Origin of the sequence: Microtetraspora glauca, from assembly GCF_040656155.1 — a bacterium.
In the GTDB taxonomy this organism is placed as follows: domain Bacteria; phylum Actinomycetota; class Actinomycetes; order Streptosporangiales; family Streptosporangiaceae; genus Microtetraspora; species Microtetraspora glauca.
The window spans coordinates 328,485-345,896 of the sequence record NZ_JBFALK010000005.1; the positions used below are offsets into that span (position 1 = coordinate 328,485).

At 68.9% G+C, this 17,412-nt stretch carries 15 protein-coding genes; 6 read left to right on the top strand and 9 right to left on the bottom strand.

What is annotated here, in order from left to right; all coding sequences use genetic code 11:
• Positions 1–2 precede the first annotated feature (2 nt).
• A complete protein-coding gene (locus AB0I59_RS12585; RefSeq protein WP_358132389.1) occupies positions 3–2,615 on the top strand; it encodes an ATP-binding protein in 2,613 nt (870 codons plus the stop codon).
• A 111-nt stretch (positions 2,616–2,726) separates the two neighbouring features.
• Positions 2,727–4,730, top strand: a complete 2,004-nt coding sequence (locus tag AB0I59_RS12590) for a hypothetical protein (RefSeq protein WP_358132391.1) — start codon at positions 2,727–2,729, stop codon at positions 4,728–4,730.
• On the opposite strand, the gene AB0I59_RS12595 is transcribed toward AB0I59_RS12590, so the two are convergent.
• Positions 4,717–5,172, bottom strand: a complete 456-nt coding sequence (locus AB0I59_RS12595; protein ID WP_358132393.1) for a hypothetical protein — start codon at positions 5,170–5,172, stop codon at positions 4,717–4,719. The two genes, AB0I59_RS12590 and AB0I59_RS12595, sit on opposite strands and share 14 nt — an antisense overlap.
• Positions 5,173–5,263: 91 nt before the next feature.
• On the opposite strand from AB0I59_RS12595, the gene AB0I59_RS12600 reads away from it, so the two are divergent.
• Complete coding sequence (locus AB0I59_RS12600; RefSeq protein ID WP_358132395.1) at positions 5,264–5,554, top strand: hypothetical protein; 291 nt, start codon at positions 5,264–5,266, stop codon at positions 5,552–5,554.
• A 109-nt stretch (positions 5,555–5,663) separates the two neighbouring features.
• Here AB0I59_RS12600 and AB0I59_RS12605 read toward each other — a convergent pair whose 3' ends face one another.
• Both AB0I59_RS12605 and AB0I59_RS12610 read right to left on the bottom strand, forming a co-directional pair.
• The gene (locus AB0I59_RS12605) at positions 5,664–5,807 is read right to left on the bottom strand and encodes a hypothetical protein (RefSeq protein WP_358132397.1); all 144 of its coding nucleotides are present in this window, start codon (positions 5,805–5,807) and stop codon (positions 5,664–5,666) included.
• A gap of 426 nt (positions 5,808–6,233) precedes the next feature.
• Positions 6,234–6,503: a hypothetical protein gene (locus AB0I59_RS12610; RefSeq protein ID WP_358132399.1), complete on the bottom strand. Its 270-nt coding sequence runs from the start codon at positions 6,501–6,503 to the stop codon at positions 6,234–6,236.
• An 83-nt stretch (positions 6,504–6,586) separates the two neighbouring features.
• Between AB0I59_RS12610 and AB0I59_RS12615 the strand changes: the two genes are divergently transcribed.
• On the top strand, positions 6,587–6,904 hold the full coding sequence (locus AB0I59_RS12615; RefSeq protein ID WP_358132401.1) for a GntR family transcriptional regulator: 318 nt from the start codon (positions 6,587–6,589) through the stop codon (positions 6,902–6,904).
• 540 nt (positions 6,905–7,444) lie between these two features.
• Here the strand turns inward: AB0I59_RS12615 and AB0I59_RS12620 are convergent.
• The 3 genes from AB0I59_RS12620 to AB0I59_RS12630 all read right to left on the bottom strand — a co-directional run bounded on the left by AB0I59_RS12620 (position 7,445) and on the right by AB0I59_RS12630 (position 11,626).
• A complete protein-coding gene (locus AB0I59_RS12620) occupies positions 7,445–8,842 on the bottom strand; it encodes an aminobutyraldehyde dehydrogenase (RefSeq protein ID WP_061257686.1) in 1,398 nt (465 codons plus the stop codon).
• 103 nt (positions 8,843–8,945) lie between these two features.
• On the bottom strand, positions 8,946–10,352 hold the full coding sequence (locus AB0I59_RS12625) for an NAD(P)/FAD-dependent oxidoreductase (RefSeq protein ID WP_358132403.1): 1,407 nt from the start codon (positions 10,350–10,352) through the stop codon (positions 8,946–8,948).
• The gene (locus AB0I59_RS12630) at positions 10,349–11,626 is read right to left on the bottom strand and encodes a glycosyltransferase (protein ID WP_358132405.1); all 1,278 of its coding nucleotides are present in this window, start codon (positions 11,624–11,626) and stop codon (positions 10,349–10,351) included. The genes AB0I59_RS12625 and AB0I59_RS12630 overlap by 4 nt, the downstream gene beginning before the upstream one ends.
• Before the next feature lie 118 nt (positions 11,627–11,744).
• Here AB0I59_RS12630 and AB0I59_RS12635 point away from each other — a divergent pair, with 118 nt between their 5' ends.
• On the top strand, positions 11,745–12,353 hold the full coding sequence (locus AB0I59_RS12635) for a TetR/AcrR family transcriptional regulator (protein WP_061257689.1): 609 nt from the start codon (positions 11,745–11,747) through the stop codon (positions 12,351–12,353).
• Here AB0I59_RS12635 and AB0I59_RS12640 read toward each other — a convergent pair.
• The 3 genes from AB0I59_RS12640 to AB0I59_RS12650 are packed head-to-tail and all read right to left on the bottom strand — an operon-like array spanning position 12,340 to position 16,059.
• Entirely contained in the window at positions 12,340–14,394 is a 2,055-nt protein-coding gene (locus AB0I59_RS12640) for a polyamine ABC transporter ATP-binding protein (protein ID WP_358132407.1), read from the bottom strand. The genes AB0I59_RS12635 and AB0I59_RS12640 overlap by 14 nt on opposite strands.
• Positions 14,391–15,179, bottom strand: coding sequence for an ABC transporter permease (locus AB0I59_RS12645; RefSeq protein ID WP_061257690.1), 789 nt, complete (start codon positions 15,177–15,179; stop codon positions 14,391–14,393). Before AB0I59_RS12645 ends, AB0I59_RS12640 begins: the two co-directional genes overlap by 4 nt.
• The gene (locus AB0I59_RS12650) at positions 15,172–16,059 is read right to left on the bottom strand and encodes an ABC transporter permease (protein WP_358132409.1); all 888 of its coding nucleotides are present in this window, start codon (positions 16,057–16,059) and stop codon (positions 15,172–15,174) included. Before AB0I59_RS12650 ends, AB0I59_RS12645 begins: the two co-directional genes overlap by 8 nt.
• 184 nt (positions 16,060–16,243) lie before the next feature.
• On the opposite strand from AB0I59_RS12650, the gene AB0I59_RS12655 reads away from it, so the two are divergent.
• Complete coding sequence (locus tag AB0I59_RS12655) at positions 16,244–17,398, top strand: hypothetical protein (RefSeq protein WP_358132411.1); 1,155 nt, start codon at positions 16,244–16,246, stop codon at positions 17,396–17,398.
• Positions 17,399–17,412 lie beyond the last annotated feature (14 nt).

Genomic DNA, 17,412 nt, shown 5'->3' on the forward strand with positions numbered 1-17,412 from the left:
GGATGCACCCGTTCGAGCTGCTGGTGGACGAGCTCGCCGAAGCCCTTGACGAGGCCGCCGCGGAGCTTCGGCGCGCGCTGGGCGGCCGCCCGCAGAAGCATCTGGTGGCCAGGCTGTCGCACGCGGACGCCCCGCTCGTCTCCCGCTGGCTGTCAGGGGCGGCCCAACTCTCCCGGCGCAACCGGCTGCCCGGGGCCGCCGCGCTGGCAGAGGCCGCCGCCGCGCTCGCCCTGCCGTACCAGCAGGCCGGGAACCTGGTCGCGATCGGCGAACGGATCGACGGGCTGCGCGGGAGGCTGGAAAGCTCCGAGCGCGGCTGGCGGTCCAAGGCCGGCGAGCACTACGCGTCGTCACGGGCCGCGCTTGACGGGGACACCGGGGCGGCCGAGGTCGGCGGGAAGCCTCAGGACGCCGGTGAGGGCCGATATGGCTCCGAACCGTCCGGCGTCCGTCCGGTCGACGGGAGTGACCCGCCCGACGCCGGCCGTCCGGCGACACGGGAAAGCGGCTTGGCGGACCCGCCTGCCGCGCTACCCACTCCCCTGCCTGCCGCTCTCACCAGCTTCGTGGGACGGGAGCGGGAGCTGGTGGAGGGCGCACGACTGCTGCGGACCGCCCGTCTGGTCACGCTGACCGGCGTCGGCGGGGTCGGCAAGACACGGCTCGCGTTGCGCCTTGTGGAGAAGGTCGCCGATCGGTTCCCCGGCCGGGTGTGGCTGATCGAACTGGCCGGGCTCACCGACCCGTCAATGGTCGACCGTGCCGTCGCCTCCGTCATCGGCGTGCAACTCAACGCCCACGAGAAGCCGCTGGAGGCGGTAGCCAGGGCGCTCGGGACCCGTCGGGTGCTGCTCATTCTGGACAATTGCGAGCATCTCCTCGACGTCACCGCCGCCCTGGCGTCCACACTGCTGCGGGCGATGCCGAACCTGCGCGTGCTGACCACCAGCCGCCAGCCGTTGCACGTAGACGGGGAGCACGTGCTGCCCGTCGGCCCCCTGCCGCTGTTGGACCAGGACGGTGGAACGTCGGCGGCGGTCGACCTCTTCCTCGACCGCGCCCAGGCTGTACTGCCCGGATTCCGGCTGACGGCGCGAAACCAGAACGCAGTGGTGCAGGCATGCCGCCTTCTGGACGGGCTCCCGCTGGCGCTGGAACTCACCGTCCGCCTGCTGCGGACGCTCTCCCTCGACGACCTACTCGACCGGCTCGGCCGGCGCATCCATCTGCACGGCGCCGCGGGCGCCGAACGCGCGGCCCATCCGCGTCACCGTACGCTGCGCGCCGTGTTCGACTGGAGCTACGAACTATGCTCGCCGGACGAACGGAAGGTGTGGGAACAACTCTCGGTTTTCGCCGGAAACATCGCGCTTCCCGACGCCGAGGCGGTGTGCGGCGACGAGGCGACGCACGACGCGTTCGAGGCCATCGCCGGGCCGGTGGACAAGTCGCTGCTCACGCGGGCCGACACCGAGGGCCGGACCCGGCTGCACATGCTGGCGACCGTACGGCTGTACGGGCGGGAACGACTGACCGCGTCCGGAGCAGAAGCCGACGCGACGCGTCGTCACCGCGACTGGTACATAAGCCTGGCCGGGCGTGCCGAGGCCGCGTACGCCACGGCCGACCAGGGGAAGTGGCTGATTCGGCTCGGGGAGGAAGACGACAACCTCCGGCAGGCACTCAGCTACGCGCTGACCGACGACGGGCCGCCCGCCACCGCCGGCCTCCTCGATGGGGGATACGCGCTCTGGCTGCATTGGATCGCAAGCGGCAAGGTCGGCGAAGGCGCGCACTGGATGCGCCGGGTCCTCGACCGGTACCCCGAACCGCCCGGCGATGGCATGGCCCAAAGCTGGTGCCGTGCGCAGTGGTGCGCGGCGTTCCTCTTTCACCTGCACGGCGACCTCGAAGAGGCCCGACGAGCGCTCGACCGCATCGAACCGGTCAGCCACGGCGACGGTGAGGGGTGGGCCGCAGTCCGCGCCGCGGTCCACCAGCTACGCGGGCTGTGCGCACTGTTCGTCGGCGACTTCGCGCGGGCGGAAAGCCATTCACGAGCCGCGCTACTGGCTGGCGACCAGCGCGCGGGCATGCTCACCGATCAGCAGGCGCTTGCCCAACTCGGCCTCTCCGCGTCGGCGCGGGGAGCCGGGGAGGAGGCGTTCGACTACCTCCACCGCGCACTGGACCTGTCCGAGAGCCGCGGGGAGATCTGGCATCGCTCCTACATACTGTGGACCCTGGCCATCGAGTGCACCGAGATCGGGCGGACCGACGAGGCGGTCAGTCTGTTGTGGCGCAGTCTCGACCTCAAGCGGCGGCTCGGCGACGGGCTCGGCGCGGCGACGGTGAGCGAGACTCTCGCCTGGGCGCTGGCCAAGCTGGAGCAGCCGGGCGTGGCCGCGCTGTTGCTCGGCGCGGCGCACATGGCCTGGCAGCACGCCGGCGCCCCCCAGATGTGGGGATTCACGCACCTGATGGCCAGCCGCGACCGCAACCTCCGCATGATCCGACAGACCCTGGGCGAGGAGCGATTTCAGAGGGAGTACCGCGACGGTGAACGGCTCGGCCTGGCACGCGCCCTCGACGAACTCGCCCCACACCGGTCCTGACTGCCTTGATCCCCGGACGCGATCAGACGGGCCGGTTCGATCCGTCACCCCGGTGTCCCGCGTCGGTCGGAAGCTCTCGAATCGCGACGCCTCTTCGCCCATGATGGCGGCATGGATGACGCCTCACGCCCGCCTTCGGGGACCGGACCGCTTGCCTCGGGGTTCGCCGGAATCGACCCGTCGCTGATGAACGGCTTCATCCGCGATCTGGAGCGGACCGGTCAGGTGATCGCCGAACACGCTGAGGGCATCCGCAGGGAACTGGCCGCCGTCGATCTGTCCGCCACCGACCTCGCCCCGGTCAGGGAGATCGGCGGCTGGGCCGAGGAACAGATCCCCCGCCTCCGCCAGCGGGTGGAGACCATCGACGTCACCCTGCCGTGGCTGCCCAGTGCGGGCTTGCAGCCGTACCAGGAGAAGCCGTTGCTCGCCCCCGGAGACGCCCGACGCCAGGGCACCGACCTGGCCGAACGTTTCATGGCGATCGATCCGGACGAATTGCTGCTCAGCGGTCAGTCGCCCACCGACAGGATGAACGCCGTCATCGGGACCCTCCGCGAGCACCAGTACGACGCGAACTTCACCGCGGCCTTCTTCGCCGCGCTCGGGGCCGACCGCACACGACGGCTCGCCGCCACCTTGCGTGGACGCCTCTCCGACGAGGCGGTCGACGTCGCCCGTACGGCGTTCGCCACCGCCCTCAGAGGCGGGGCGAAGGTCCCCGGGTTCGCCACGGTCGCGGAGGAACTGCGCAAGAGCACGGGACAGGACCTGGACGGAGTCGTCGACCTGCTGAAGCCGGGACCGTACCCGACCGAGTGGTTGACCGGGATCGCCGCGACCGTGCTCACGGAGCGTCTCGGCAGCGCGGCCGCCAACGGGAACCTCTCGACGTTCCTGAACCTGCTCGCGGCCAACCCCGCCGCCGCGCGGTTGGCCGTCGGCAGGGCGGCGCGTCTCGGCCCGCGCTCCTCTTGGGAGAAGGAGCTGCTGCGCGGGTTCTCAGAGCGCGACGAGAGCGACAAGCTGTCGGAATTCCTGACAAAGCTCGGCGAACGGGCACGGCAGGACGGGACGACGGCCGACGCCTTCGGGCGTCTGCTCGCCGCCGCGTCGGGCGCCTACGACGAGGGGCAGGGCCGGCACAGCCGGGAGGCCGCTTTCTTCGCCTTTACGGTGATGACCACCGTCGACGACATCCGGCTCCATGACGCGACCCGTGTCCACCTCGGGGAACTCGCCGGCTCGTACGCGCCGGAGATCACCTTGGGCGCGGACATCGAGGCGGTGGACGCGACCATGGAAAGCGGTCAGTTGCCCTCTCCTGGCGTGTTCGAGCCCGTTCTCGTTCCGGGATTGCGGGGGGCGTTCCGGCTGAGCCCCAAGGACACCTTCCGGTTCCTGACCACCTTCGCGGCACAGGCCGAATCGCGCGCCCCCTTCGACGCCGGCATGGGCGAACTCACCCAACGGCTCCTCCCCCGGGTCTCCCAACTCGCGAAGGCCGGGGACATCTCCGCGATGCATGCCCTCTTCAAGATGCTCGGCAATGCCCGAGGTTTCGAACTTGCCGCCGCGGTGCGGGTGCTCACGCCGAAAGACAAGGCGGCCAAGACCGCACACGACGCCGAGAGTTTCGTGGTCGGTACAGCGATGGGTGTCGTCGGATTCGTCCCTCCGTTCGGCGCCGTGATCTGGACCGGCCTCTCCACCGGAGTGTCCGCGTACTACACGTGGATGCACGAGCCGGAAAACGATACAGAAGAGCTCCAGAAGCTCATCTCGGAGGAAGTTCTTGGGCGCAAGCACAACATCGCCGAACTTCTTATGCAGCAAGGTTTCACATCACGGATTCTCCCCGCCCAGACCTCACACGGCATGGGATCTCTTATTTCCCGCAAGGACGGCTCCCTCCTTTCCTTCAAGGAAATCAACGGGCTAGGCGACAAGGGCCGTCAGGCACTCGATCAATGGTTGATCGACAATGGGATGGGAACCTCAAAGACCCACACCCTGGGCTACCTATCAAGCACCGAAGCAGACTTTTTTGAGGGGAACAGGAACACCGGATACCAGAGGGCACTCGCCTACGAGGGAAGACTTACGACAGACTGAGACACTCCGTCTCCCCCTTGACCACGTACCGCCCTGTCACCGAATCCAGAACCAGAACGGTCCTGGTCACTTCATTCACCAAACGGAACGGCTTCGCCGTCGGATCGGCAAAATGGTACTTATGGTCAGCTGTGCGCCCTAACGCGCCGACCAGCAAATCGTTCATAGAGCCGGGGTCCATCTCCGGCTCAGCGCCCTCTCCGGTGGCGGCGAAGGTGCGCTTGGCTTTGCCCTCTCCGCAGGGGATGTCCTTCCCGCCCGGATCCTCCACCTGGACATTCAGCGCGCCGCGCTCCTTGAGGAGTCGCAAGACGTGGGTTTGCAGGCTGGCGGCGGCTTCGGCCACCGTGGGCTCCCGTTCACCGCAGGCGACCGCGAGCAGGGCGAGCAGCGAGACCACTGCGACGAGCCGCGCGGGAGAGCTGTGACGAGAACGGGACATGAAATATCCTCCGAGTCTGGCCGCCTGAGCGCACGATCTCATATGGGCTGGGAGACTGCACACGCCATTCCGGAGAGGAAAGGTGAGGTGTTTGACAGCGAACCTTGATGACATGGTGCCGAACCCCCGCAAACAGGAGCTGTTGCGAGCACTGGAGAAGGTGCGAATGCATGCCAGGCAACTGGAGGCGGCACTCGACCCGCCACATGCGACCTTCACCGGCAAGGCGGTCTGGGTGGGGCCGAAGGCACGGGAGTTCGCGGACGAACTGGCCCAGAGGCGAGCACGACTGCGGTCGCTCATCCAGCGGATCGTCAGCGACCTGGAGGCCGAGTTCATGGCCACCCCCGAACACATACGGCGGTCGCCGGCCGCACACTGAGACCGGTCTGAGCGGCCGGACATAGCCTGACCTTGACGCCCGGACGCACGTGATCGTCGACGCCCGCCATGGACGTCGGGGCCGGTTCGCCCGGGGCGACGCCGAGTGATCATCGGACATGGCCGAGAAGGATGTTCGTCCGCAGCCGCCGGGCGGGGACGGAGCGGAGCCACTCGCTCTCGGTGATGACGGTGCCGTCGGAGGCGCGGTAGTGGCGGCGGACGAGACCAGCCCCCGGCCTGGCACAGCTCATAGACGATGTCCTGGCGCTCACAGATATGCTCCACGACCCGGATCCGAGTCGCGCGCGGGTGCCACTCCCGCCAGTCCAGCTTCTCCCACCCAGCTTTCGGGTGTGCGGGATGGATGCCGTGATACTCGGCGGGCAAATCCTTCGATGCCATTCCGGTCAGTCACCTCCTCACTGTCAGGACGTCTGCGTTGGTGGTGGCGGCCCCCGCAGAGGGGCACTCGGGGGCGGGTGGCTCTGCGGGGGCGGCGCCCGCCGACGGGATAAGAAAGGCCGGCGTCGGCGGGCGCGGTACAGCGGTGGCCTCCTCACCACCCCCAGTGCACAAGAAGGCCACCCGTCCAACAGCCCCGAACAGCGGCCCATCCCGCTCTTGGGGCCGAACTTCCAACGTGTATGGCGGCTGCAAGCTACACAGCCTGCGCATGGTCACCGGCGAGCTTCTTGGTCGCGAAGAAGGGCGAGGAAGACCGGAAGGTCATCAGCGCAGACCGTCTGCTGAAGCCCGGCTCCGATCTGCTTGGAGGAAAGCCGCTCACCGCGCCTGGTGGCGTAGAAGGCGCCCGCATCGCTACGGAAGAGCACCCACGCGGGGAAGCGGTCCCGCACCTCGTCGAGGTCGTAGCCGACTGTCGGCATGAGACCAGGGGATCGCTGCTGCCCCACGACGCGGACGAGCGAGCTTCCAGAGAAGGTCATGTCGACATAGTAGACGGTGTTGCCGACCCCTGCCTACTCCTTACGTTCGGTACGCATCGGAACGCCTCGAAACGTAGTCACACGTGCCGGTTCTTATCGTCACCGTTGTGATCCACTTCCGACCTGATCAGCCCAAATCAGAGCAGGTACTTGCCGAGATGCGCCGACGCATCAAGGCAGGCGACTACAAGCCCGGCTACCCCGTACCCGGGGAACCGCGCATGGCCGAAGAATTCGGGATCGCACGCCGGACCGCCCGCAAGGTCATCAACGCGCTCATAGACGCAGGCCTGGTCTACACCGTGAAGAACATCGGAACCTTCGTAGCCGACCCCAAGACCGGCGGTCCGCCAGAGCAGGTCGTCCCGGAGTCCGCGCACGAGGAAGCCGAAGCCGAGTAGCGGTCGAGGCTCAAACGAAATCGAGCGCATTCCATCGATCGTCGATCTCATCGGGGAGTTGCATCGCCAATGCCGCCCAGAAGGTCATGCGGGCACTTCGCCAGGCCGACCTCATCCAAAGCGAGCCCGACATGGGCTCGTTCGTCAAGACTCCCGAAGAATAGTCAGCCGACGACTGACCTGCGAAAGTCCTCTCTGGGAGGAACTCTGCAACTCTTCTGAAGATCACCACCAGGATGGCGGGCAGGAGCCCGTCACTCTTACCGTGACCTAGAGCGGAGGGCGGTGTGCTGCTCCGGTTCCGTGCCGCGAACGTACGGTCACTACGAGACGAGCAAGAGCCGTCCTTCGTCGTCCCCGAACACGAGCAGAGCGCGGCTGCCCGCGAGTTGAGGGTCGGCGGGGACCGCACCGCCGAGGCCCCGGCCAATCTCGCAGGTCAGCGCCCCAAGCCGCTCATCACACACTTCGGGCGCATCCGGCTGACGCGCTCTCCGGGATATCGCCCGGAGAGCGTGCCGAGCCCTCCCGCATACGGTGTCAGGCGGGGCGGAAGGAGTCCTTCGGCTGGGGGGCGGCATGCTTGATCATCAGGTGCCGCGTGACGGAGTACTCCTGGACGGCCTCCTGGCTCATGTCCTTGCCGAAGCCGCTGCCCTTCACGCCGCCGTGCGGCGCCTCGGAGGCGATCGGCAGGTGGTCGTTGATCCAGGTGACGCCCACGTCCAGGCGGTGCGACACGCGCAGCGCGCGGGACACATCGGTCGACCACACCGAGGAGGCCAGGCCGTACGGCGTGTCGTTGGCGAGCCGGACCGCCTCGTCCTCGCCGTCGAACGGCACCGCGACCAGCACGGGCCCGAAGATCTCCCCCTGGACGATCTCGCTCGACTGGTCGGCGTCCGCGATCAGCGTGGGCGCGTAGTAGAAGCCGGGGCCGTCCAATGGGGCGCCGCCGCAGACCACGCGGCCGGACGCGCGCGACACGAACCCGTGCACCCGGTCGCGGTGAGCCTGCGAGATCAGCGGGCCGACGTCGGATCCCTCGTCCCACGGGTCGCCCGGCCGGACCCGGGAGAGCGCGTCGCGCAGCGCCTCGACGCCCTCGGCGTACCGGGACCGCTCGATGTAGACGCGGGTCGCGGCGGTGCAGTCCTGCCCGGTGTTGTACGTGGCGCCCATCGCGACGCCGAACGCCATGTCCTCAAGGGAGGCGTCCTCGAAGACCAGCGCGGGGGCCTTGCCGCCGAGTTCCAGGTGGACCCGCTTGAGCCCGTCGACGGCACCGCGCATGACGGCCCGGCCGGTCGCGGTGGAGCCGGTGACGCTGACCATGTCCACGCCGGGGTCGGTCACGAGCGCCTGCCCGACCTCGGCGTCGCCGGTCACGACCTGCAGCAGGCCCTCGGGAGCTCCCGCCTTGGCGAACAGCTCGGCCAGCCTGAGCGTGCTCCGCGGGGTCTGCGGGGCGGGCTTGATGACGACCGCGTTGCCCGCGGCGAGCGCCGGGCCGATCTTCCAGATCCCCATGATGAAGGGGAAGTTCCACGGCGCGATCGAGCCGACGACGCCGACCGGCCGCCTGATCAGCACGGACGTGTAGCCGGAGCTGAGCACGCCCGCGCCCGTCCCGTCGAGAGAGCGGCCGGCTCCCGCGAAGAACCGCAGGTTGTCCACGCCGAACGGCAGTTCGCCGTCACGGAACACGGGTGCCGGCTTGCCGGTCTCCTCGACCTCGAGCCGGGTGAGCTCCTCGGCGTCCTGCTCCACCAGGTCGGCGAAGCGCAGTAGCACCCGCGCGCGCTCGGCCGGGGTGGTCTCCCGCCACTGCTCGAAGGCCTCCCGCGCGGCGCGTACGGCTGCCGCCACGCCCTCGGGCGACGTGTCCGGCACGTCCTCGATGGGCCGGCCGTTCGCGGGATTGATCAGGGTAGCCATGCCATCCTCTTTCATCGGTCACGATGAACCCCGCCCATTTGCCACAAACAGGACAAATCGCCAGGGTTATGCGTTCACCGTGGATATCAGTTCATCGTGGATATCAACTGTCGAAACCGACGCCGAATCGGTCGAGAAACCGCAGCCACGGCCCACGTCGGCCGCCGTTCTCGTCGGCCCGGGCCAACGCCCGCCGGGTCACCTCGACGACCGGCCAGCGCAGCGGCTCCGGCGGGAACGGCACCGGCGGGCGGCGCACCATCTTCAGTCCGGTCCGCGTGGTGGAGCGGCGGGCCAGCAGGTCGAGACCGATCAGCGCCCCGAACCGGGACGCGCCGACGCCGAGCCCGGTGTAGCCGAGGGCGTACGCGACCCGGCCCCCCATGGCGGTGCCGAAGAACGGGGTGAACCGGCTGGTCGAGTCGATCGCCCCGCCCCACCTGTGACTGAACCGCACACCGTCGAGCTGCGGGAACGTGTCGAAGAAGTGCCGCGCGAGCAGCTCGTGCGAGGCGTCGCGCTGCTCCGAGCCTGTGCCGCGGAAGTTGTAGATGGCGTCGTAGCCGCCCCACAGAACCCGGCCGTCGGCCGTCAGCCGGTAGTAGTGGAACTGGTTGCCCGCGTCGGTGAGGCCCTGTCCCTCCGCCCAGCGCAGAGAGGCGCGCTGCGACTCCGACAACGGCTCGGTGATCAGCACGTAGTCCCAGACCGGCAACACGAAGTTGCTCAGCCTGCGCAGCGGCGGCGGGTAGGCGTTGGTGGCCAGCAGCACCTGCGACGCCTCGATCACACCGCTTCCGTCGGCGGACGCCGTACCGCTCCCAGCGGGGCCGGTGATGACGCGGACGGCGGCTCCGGAACGTTCCATCCCGCAGACCGCGGTGTTCTCGTAGACCCGGACACCGAGCTTCTCGGCGACGCGGACCAGGCCCCAGGCCAGCTTGGCCGGGTCCAGGATGCCGCCGGTGCCGCGCAGGCGCAGCCCTCCGAGATACGTCGGCGAGTCCACGTCCGCGCGCATCTCGTCGCGGCCGAGGTAGACGGCGTCCTCGCCGTGCTCGCGGTGCAGCCGCTCCGCCTCCTTGAGCTCGGCGACGTGGTGCGCGGCGACCGCGACCGTCGTCTTGCCCACCAGGCGCAGATCGGCGTCGATGCCGTGGGCCTCGACGAACGCGGCGATGGCCGCGAGGTTCTCCCTGCCGAGCGCGAGAAGCGTGCCCATCTCGCCGGGCCACAGCTTCAGACCCTGGCCCAGGCCGTGCGTGAGGGAGTCGGAGACGAAGCCGCCGTTGCGACCGCTCCCGCCGTACGCGATGGAATGCGCGTCGACCAGGACGACGTCACAGGCCGGGTTCTCCTGCTTCGCGAGCACGGCGGCCCACAGTCCGGTGAAACCACCGCCGACGATGAGCAGGTCGGCGGTGGTACGGCCGTCGAGCGGGTGATACGCCGGCGCCCCGGGCCTGTCGGTCCAGAAGACCCGGGGAACGGCGTCCTTCAGTGCTTTCACTTGGCGGCGATCTTCTCGATCACGTCGGCGGCGACGCGGAGGCCGTCCCTGCGGCGGATCTCGGCACCATGGGCGGCCAGCCGCTCGCGCAGCTCGGTGTCGCCGAGCAGCCGCTCCAGGGCGCCGGTCAGCTCCTCGTCGGTGAACCCGTAGGTGTCGAGACGGACGCCGTAGCCCTTCTCGTGCACACGCTGGGCGTTGTCGTACTGGTCCCAGAAGAGCGGGAGCAGGATCATCGGCTTGCCGAAGTGCAGAGCCTCAGTGGTGGTGTTGTTGCCGCCGTGAGTGATGACCAGGTCGACCTGCGGGATGATCGTGGTCTGCGGCACGAACTCGGCGCCCCACATGTTCGGGGCCAGCTCGATCTCCTCGTGCAGCGGGCCCTTGGAGACGATGAAGCGGTACGGCGTCGTGGCCAGCACCGAGATCACCCGGCGCATGAGCTCGACGTCGGCGGAGCCCAGCGAGCCGAGCGAGAAGTAGACCCACGGGCCGTCGCCCTCGACCTCGGGGAACGTGAACTCCACGTCGGTCTCGCGTACGGACGAGTCGAGCCGGGTCCAGGTGGGCCCGAGGGGACGCTCATCGGTATAGTCCACGATCTCCGGGAAGACGTACAGGTTCGCGTCACCCTCGTGGATGAAGTCCAGGTCGGGCAGCGGCGGGGCGCCCTGCTCGACGACCCACTCGTTGAACGCCGTGTAGATCTCACGGTGGGTCCGGTCGTACTCGGCACGGAAGGCGTCCCACTCGCTCCTGTCGTCGGCGGGCAGACCGGAGAAGGCCGGGGCGATGTCCGAGCCCTTCACTTCGAGCGGGTTGCAGGAGACGATGCGCACGAACGGCTTGCCGGCCGTGAGCAGCGCGGGGAAGGTGATGACGTTGTCCTCGACGATCACGTCCGGCTGGACGCGCTCGATGATCGCCTTGAGCTGCGGCTCGCAGTACTTCGCACCGTCGATCAGGGCGTCCCAGATCGGCTTGGTGACCGTCTCCTGCTGCTCCAGGGTGCTCTTGCGGTACTCCGGCGCGGTGTCGCGGATGAAGTCCTTCCAGAACTGGCCCGCGTCCTGCTCCTCCTCGGCCGGCGGCGCGAGGTCGACCAGGTCCTCCTCGAAGCCGAGCGCCTCCAGCTTGCCCTTCCACGACGCCTCAGCCGCGAAGACCACGCGGTGGCCGCGCTTGCGCAGGACATCGCCGATCCCGACGCAGTTGTTCGTCGGCCCGTACGCGCTCTCGGGCATGAACAGGATCGTCAGCTGCTTGTCTGTCATCTCCGGACTCCCTGACTTGTTGAACCGTGATTCAAATAGGTATCTAGCGCGACGTCAATAGCTGGGACATTATGGGTACGCCAGTTGTTGTCGTAGCGTTCAAACCGGATGGGATGGAATGGCCCAGCGCAAGAGCAGAGCCGACCGGCGGATGGACCTCATCGATGCCGCCCGCCGGGCGATGATCCAACACGGCGCGGAGGGTGTCCACCTCAACCAGATAGCCGAGGAGGCCGGGCTGACCTCCGGCGCCGTGCTGTACCACTATCCCGACCTGCGGGATCTGCTGATCGAGGCCCATCACGCCGGGATGGAGCGCTTCTACGAGCAGCGGGTCAAGAAGATCAGCGGCATCGCCGACCCCGCGCTGAAGCTCATCACGACGATCAGGTCCGGCCTTCCCGAGGGGCCCGAGGACGCCGGCGTGCGCCTGCTGTGCGAGCTCGGCGGCGCCGCCGGCCGCAACCGCGTGTACGGCACGCTGCTGACGACGCTGTTCGACCGGCAGGTGTCGATGTACCAGACGATCCTCGAGACCGGAGCGGCCCAGGGCATCTTCACCCTGGCCCACGACTCCGAGACGATCAGCCGTACGCTCGTCGCGCTCGAGGACGCGTACGGCTATCGCATCATCGCCCGGCATCACTCGATCGGCCCGGACAAAGCCGCGGAGCTCATCCTCGACTATGCCCGCCTCGCGACCGGACACGAGCTCAGGCCGAAATGAGCACGGCGTCGGCGGCGTCCCAGCCGATCGCGACCTCGGTCCCGGGCTCGACCCGCGCCGATCCCTGAGCCGCCGCCAACACGTGACCTTCATGGCCCTCGACGCTCAGCACGATGTGCGAGGTGCCGCCGTAGAAGCTCACGTCCACGACCTTGCCGCGGAGCGGGCCGGGCTCGGTCTCAACCTCGGGCTCGGTCTCGAACTCGGTCTCGGACGTGGGCTCAGTCTCGGGAACCGTCTCGGACGTGGGCGCGGCTTCGACCTCGGCCTCCGCCTTGACTTCGGCTTCGGCCGCGATCTCCGTCCCGGCCTCGCTCCGCTCCTTCGCCACTGCCTCGGCCTCGGCCTTCGCCTTGGCCTTGGCCTCGTTGACGGCCACGACCTCGGCGACGACCTCCGCCACCACCTTGGCGACGACGCCGGCCACGGCCCTGGAGACGACCTCGGCCATCGCCTCGGCGTTGACCTCGCCCGTCATGGCGGTCTTGACGGCGGTCCTGAGATCGTCGCCCTGATCGGCGCTGGCCTCGACGGCGGCACCTTCCTTGGCCACGACGTCAGTCTCGACCTCGGCGGCGCTCACAGCCTCCGTGTCCGTGTCAGCCTCAGCGTCGGCGGCCTTCTCCTCCGCCGCGACCTCGGCGTCGGCGTCTGCAGTGGCGTCGGCGTCCGTGGTCGCCCTGGCCTCGCCGTCGGCCGCGTCTCCCGCTTCGGCCTCCGCCGCTTCCTCGCTCTCAGGCTTCGCCTCTGCCTCGGCGACCGGCTCGGTCACCACCGCGATTTCCCTGACCTCGGGCTCCGCCTTGGCCTTGGACTTCCCCTTGGCCTTGCGCTTCGCCTTGACCTCGACGTCCGCCTCGGCCACAACCGCGATTTCCCTGACCCCGGGCTCCGCGTCCTCGGCCTCCGCCTTGGGCTCGGCGCCTTCCTCGGCTTGCTTCACCTCGGCTCCGGCCTCAGTGGTCGCGTCCGCCGTGTCCGCAGCCTCTTCCTTGACCTCAGCCTCGGTCTCGGCCTCGGTCTCGGCCTTGTCCGCGTCCTCTTCCTTACCTGTGGGCTCAGTGTCAGCCGTCGCCTCGGACTTCGGCTCTTCTTCGGCCACGGGCTCGGCGTCGGTCTTCGCGTCGGCTTCCTTTACCTCGGCGTCGGCCGGAGCCTTCTCCGCCACCTCGTCGGCGACGTCGGCCTTGGCCGCGACCTCGGTGATCCGGATCTTCTCCGGACGGACGACGAGGAGCGCGGAGTCGCCGTCGACGCCCTTGGGAGCGGGCAGCACGCCCAGCCCCTCGACGTCGAGGCCCTCCTGGGTGACCTTGCCGGTGAAGATGTTGTTCGCGCCGATGAACCCCGCCACGAACGGCGTACGGGGCCGGTCGTACAGCTCGACGGGGGCGTCCACCTGCTCGACCTTGCCGCCCTGCATGACCGCGATGCGGTCCGCGAGCGACATGGCCTCCTCCTGGTCGTGGGTGACGACGACGAAGGTGATGCCCACCTCGTGCTGCAGCCGCTTGAGCTCGAGCTGCATCTCGGCCCGGACCTTCTTGTCCAGCGCGGACAGCGGCTCGTCCAGCAGGAGCAGGCGCGGACGCTTGACGATCGCACGGGCGAGCGCGACGCGCTGGCGCTGTCCGCCGGAGAGCTGGTGCGGCTTGCGGCGGGCGTGCGCGGCGAGCCCGACGGTCTCCAGCACCTCGGCGACCCGCTCCCGGATCTCCTTCTTGGCCAGCTTCTCGCGCTCCAGTCCGTAGGCGATGTTCCGTTCCACCGTCATGTGGGGGAACAGCGCGTACGACTGGAACATGAGGTTGACGGGGCGGCGGTGCGCGGGCACCTTGAGCAGGTCCTCGCCCTCCAGGAGCACCTCACCGCCGTCCGGCTGCTCGAACCCGGCGAGGATGCGGAGCAGCGTGGTCTTCCCGCAGCCAGAAGGGCCGAGCAGCGCGAAGAATTCGCCCTGCCGGATTTCCAGGCTGACCGAGTCGAGCGCGACGACGTCGCCGAAGCGCCGGCTCACGCCGTCGATGGAGATAAGTGTCATGACAGTGCCTCGGTGAGCTTGGTCATGCGCTGGGCCGCGATGACGACGGTGAAGCTCACCGCGAGCAGCAGGGTGGCCAGCGCGTTGATCTCGGGAGTGACGCCGAACCGCACCATGGAGTAGATGACGATCGGCAGGGTCGGTTCTGTGGGCGCGGCGGTGAAGAAGGCGATCACGAACTCGTCGATGGACAGCGTGAAGGCCAGCAGGGCGCCCGCCAGGATGCCCGGGGCCAGGGTCGGCAGCGTGATCCGCATGAACGTCGTCACCGGGGTCGCGCCGAGGTCGCGGGACGCCTCCTCCATCGAGGTGTCGGCGTGGTTGAGCCGGGCCCGGACGACGGCCGTCACGAAGGCCATGCCGAACACGGTGTGCGCGATCAGCACCGAGTGCAGGCCGAGCGTCATCTTGACCGCCGCGTAGAACACGAGGAGGCCGATCGCGAGGACCAGGTCGGGCAGGATCGCGGGCATCGTCGAGAGGGCGTCGACCAGGCGCGACTTGTTGTAGCGGGCCAGGCCGACCGCGAGCAGCGTGCCCAGCACCGTGGAGAGCACCGTCGAGCCGAACGCCACGATCAGGGTGTTGATCAGACCTTCGCGGATCTTCTCGTTCCCGGCGAGCTGGCCGTACCAGCGCAGCGAGAAGCCGCCCCACGCGTACGGCGACTTGCTCTGGTTGAACGACATGAGAACGACGACCGCGATCGGCACGTACAGGAAGACGTACGTCAGCCAGAAGGGCAGTCGCAGCCAGCCGTGTCCACGCTTCGCGTTTCTACGCATCCCGGCCCACCCTTCGGGTGGCCCATGCCTGGGCGAAGAGCAGGAGCACCAGTACTCCGATCACGGACAGGGCCAGCACCGAGCCGAACGGCCAGTCGCGAGCCTTGAGGAACTGGTCCCGGATCAGGTTCCCCACCATGATCCGGCGACCGCCGCCGAGCAGTTCGGGGATCACGAAGTTGCCCAGGCTCGGCACGAAGACGAAGACGCAGCCGGTCAGCACACCGGGCAGCGAGAGGGGCAGCGTCACCGACCAGAACGTCCTGATCGGGCGCGCGCCGAGGTTGGCCGACGCCTCACGGAGCTGCGGGTCCAGCCGCTCGATGGCCGAGTACAGCGGGAGGATCATCAACGGCAGGTACGCGTAGAGCAGGCCGGCGACGATGGCGCCGTCCGAGTAGAGGAGCTCCACCTTGCCGAGACCCAGCGCGTCCAGTCCGGAGTTGAGCAGGCCCTCGGAGTTCAGCAGCACGATCCAGGCGTACGTGCGGATCAGGAAGTTGGTCCAGAACGGCAGCACGACGGCCACCAGCGCGATGACCTTCCACTTGGCGGGCAGCCGGGCGATCATGTACGCGGTCGGGTAGGCCAGCAGCAGAGCGAGGAGCGTCGTGATCGTGGCCAGCTTCACCGACCCGAAGACCACGTCGAGGTACAGAGGGTCGATCAGCCGGGTGAAGTTCTCCCCCGTCGCCTCGTAGACGATTCCGCCGAACCTGCCGCGGCGGAACACCGTGTAGCTGAGCACGAGAGCGAGCGGGACCGCCAGGAAGACGATCAGGAAGCCGAAGCCCGGCCCCATGGTGACGAGTCGCCCGATCACCCGTGCCCGTACGGTGGACTTCATGGTGCCGTCGCCGTAAAGGCGGGCACGCGACATGACATGCGAGAGCTTCCTTCCGGTGGGGAGCTTAGAGTGTTGCAGGATAAGTCAACTTAGACAAGACTTTCTTCGGCATTGTGAGCATTGGCGATACAAGCCTTATTGAATCGAGATTCAACAGATGCAGGTGGAAACACGGCACTGGCCAACCCTTCACGAGAAACCGGACGGTTCTCTCACGTTGGCCGTCGGAGAGGGCGTCACCGGAGCCGTCGTCCGGGCGCTCGCGGAGGGCGTCACGCCGCCGCGTCCTTTCTCCGTCCGCGCGTTCCGCCCGCTGCCCCCGCCGCCTCCCGGCGAGCGCGCGATCACGGTCGACCAGACCAATCATTCGGTGATCGCGGGCGAGAGCGTGGTCGTCAAATGGTTCCCCCGCCCCTCCCGCGCGCCGCATCCTGCGCCTGATCTGCTGGCGCACCTGTCCGGCTTCTCCCGCACGGCCACGCCGTACGCCGCCGTCTACTGGGAGGACGCGCTGGTCGCGCTGATCACCGCGTACCTGCCCGAGGCCAGGGACGGCTGGGAGTGGTGCGTGGACGAGGCCGAGGCCGGCCGGACCGCCTTCGCCGCCGAGCTGGGCGGTCTCGCCGCCGAGCTGCACCTCGCCATGGCGACCCCGTCCCCCGTCTTCCCCGATCCGGTACGGCTCGCCCGCGCCGTACCGGAGCAGGACCCGGAACAGGACCCGACACACGGCTCGACGCACGGCTCGACGCACGGCTCGACGGGCGGCGCGGCGAGCGCCGCGGGGGCATGGGCGGCGCGGGCCGAGGAGGCGCTGCGCGACGCGCTCACGCTCACCGACGGCGAGGACGGGGCGTGGCTGGCCTCGCGGGCCGAGGCGCTGCGGCACGAGCTCGCCCCTCTGGCGACGGCGGGCGCGACCCCGCTGATCCGCATCCACGGAGACCTGCACGTCGGCCAGATCCTTCGATGGCGCGACGGCTACGCGGTGGTCGACTTCGACGGGAACCCGACGGTGTCGGGCTCGGCACCGGGCGGCGGCGCCTTCCAGCCGGCGGCCCGCGACCTCGCCCAGCTCACCACGAGCGTCGATCACGTCGGCCAGGTGGCGATCCTCCGCAGGAACGCCGATCCCGACCGGATCGCGGAGTGGGTCGCGGCGTCACGGGCCGCGATCGAAGGCGCGTACGCCGCCGGTCTCGCGGACGCGGGGCGCGCCGACCTGCTCGACCGGTCGTTGATCAGGCCGTTCGAGATCGAGCAGGAATGCCGGGAACTGATCTACGCCGCCCGGCACCTGCCGCGCTGGCGCTACGCCCCCATGGGCGTGCTCCGGGCCTGGTTCGGCGCCGGGCCCGCCTTTACGAAGTAAGAAACACGCAGCAC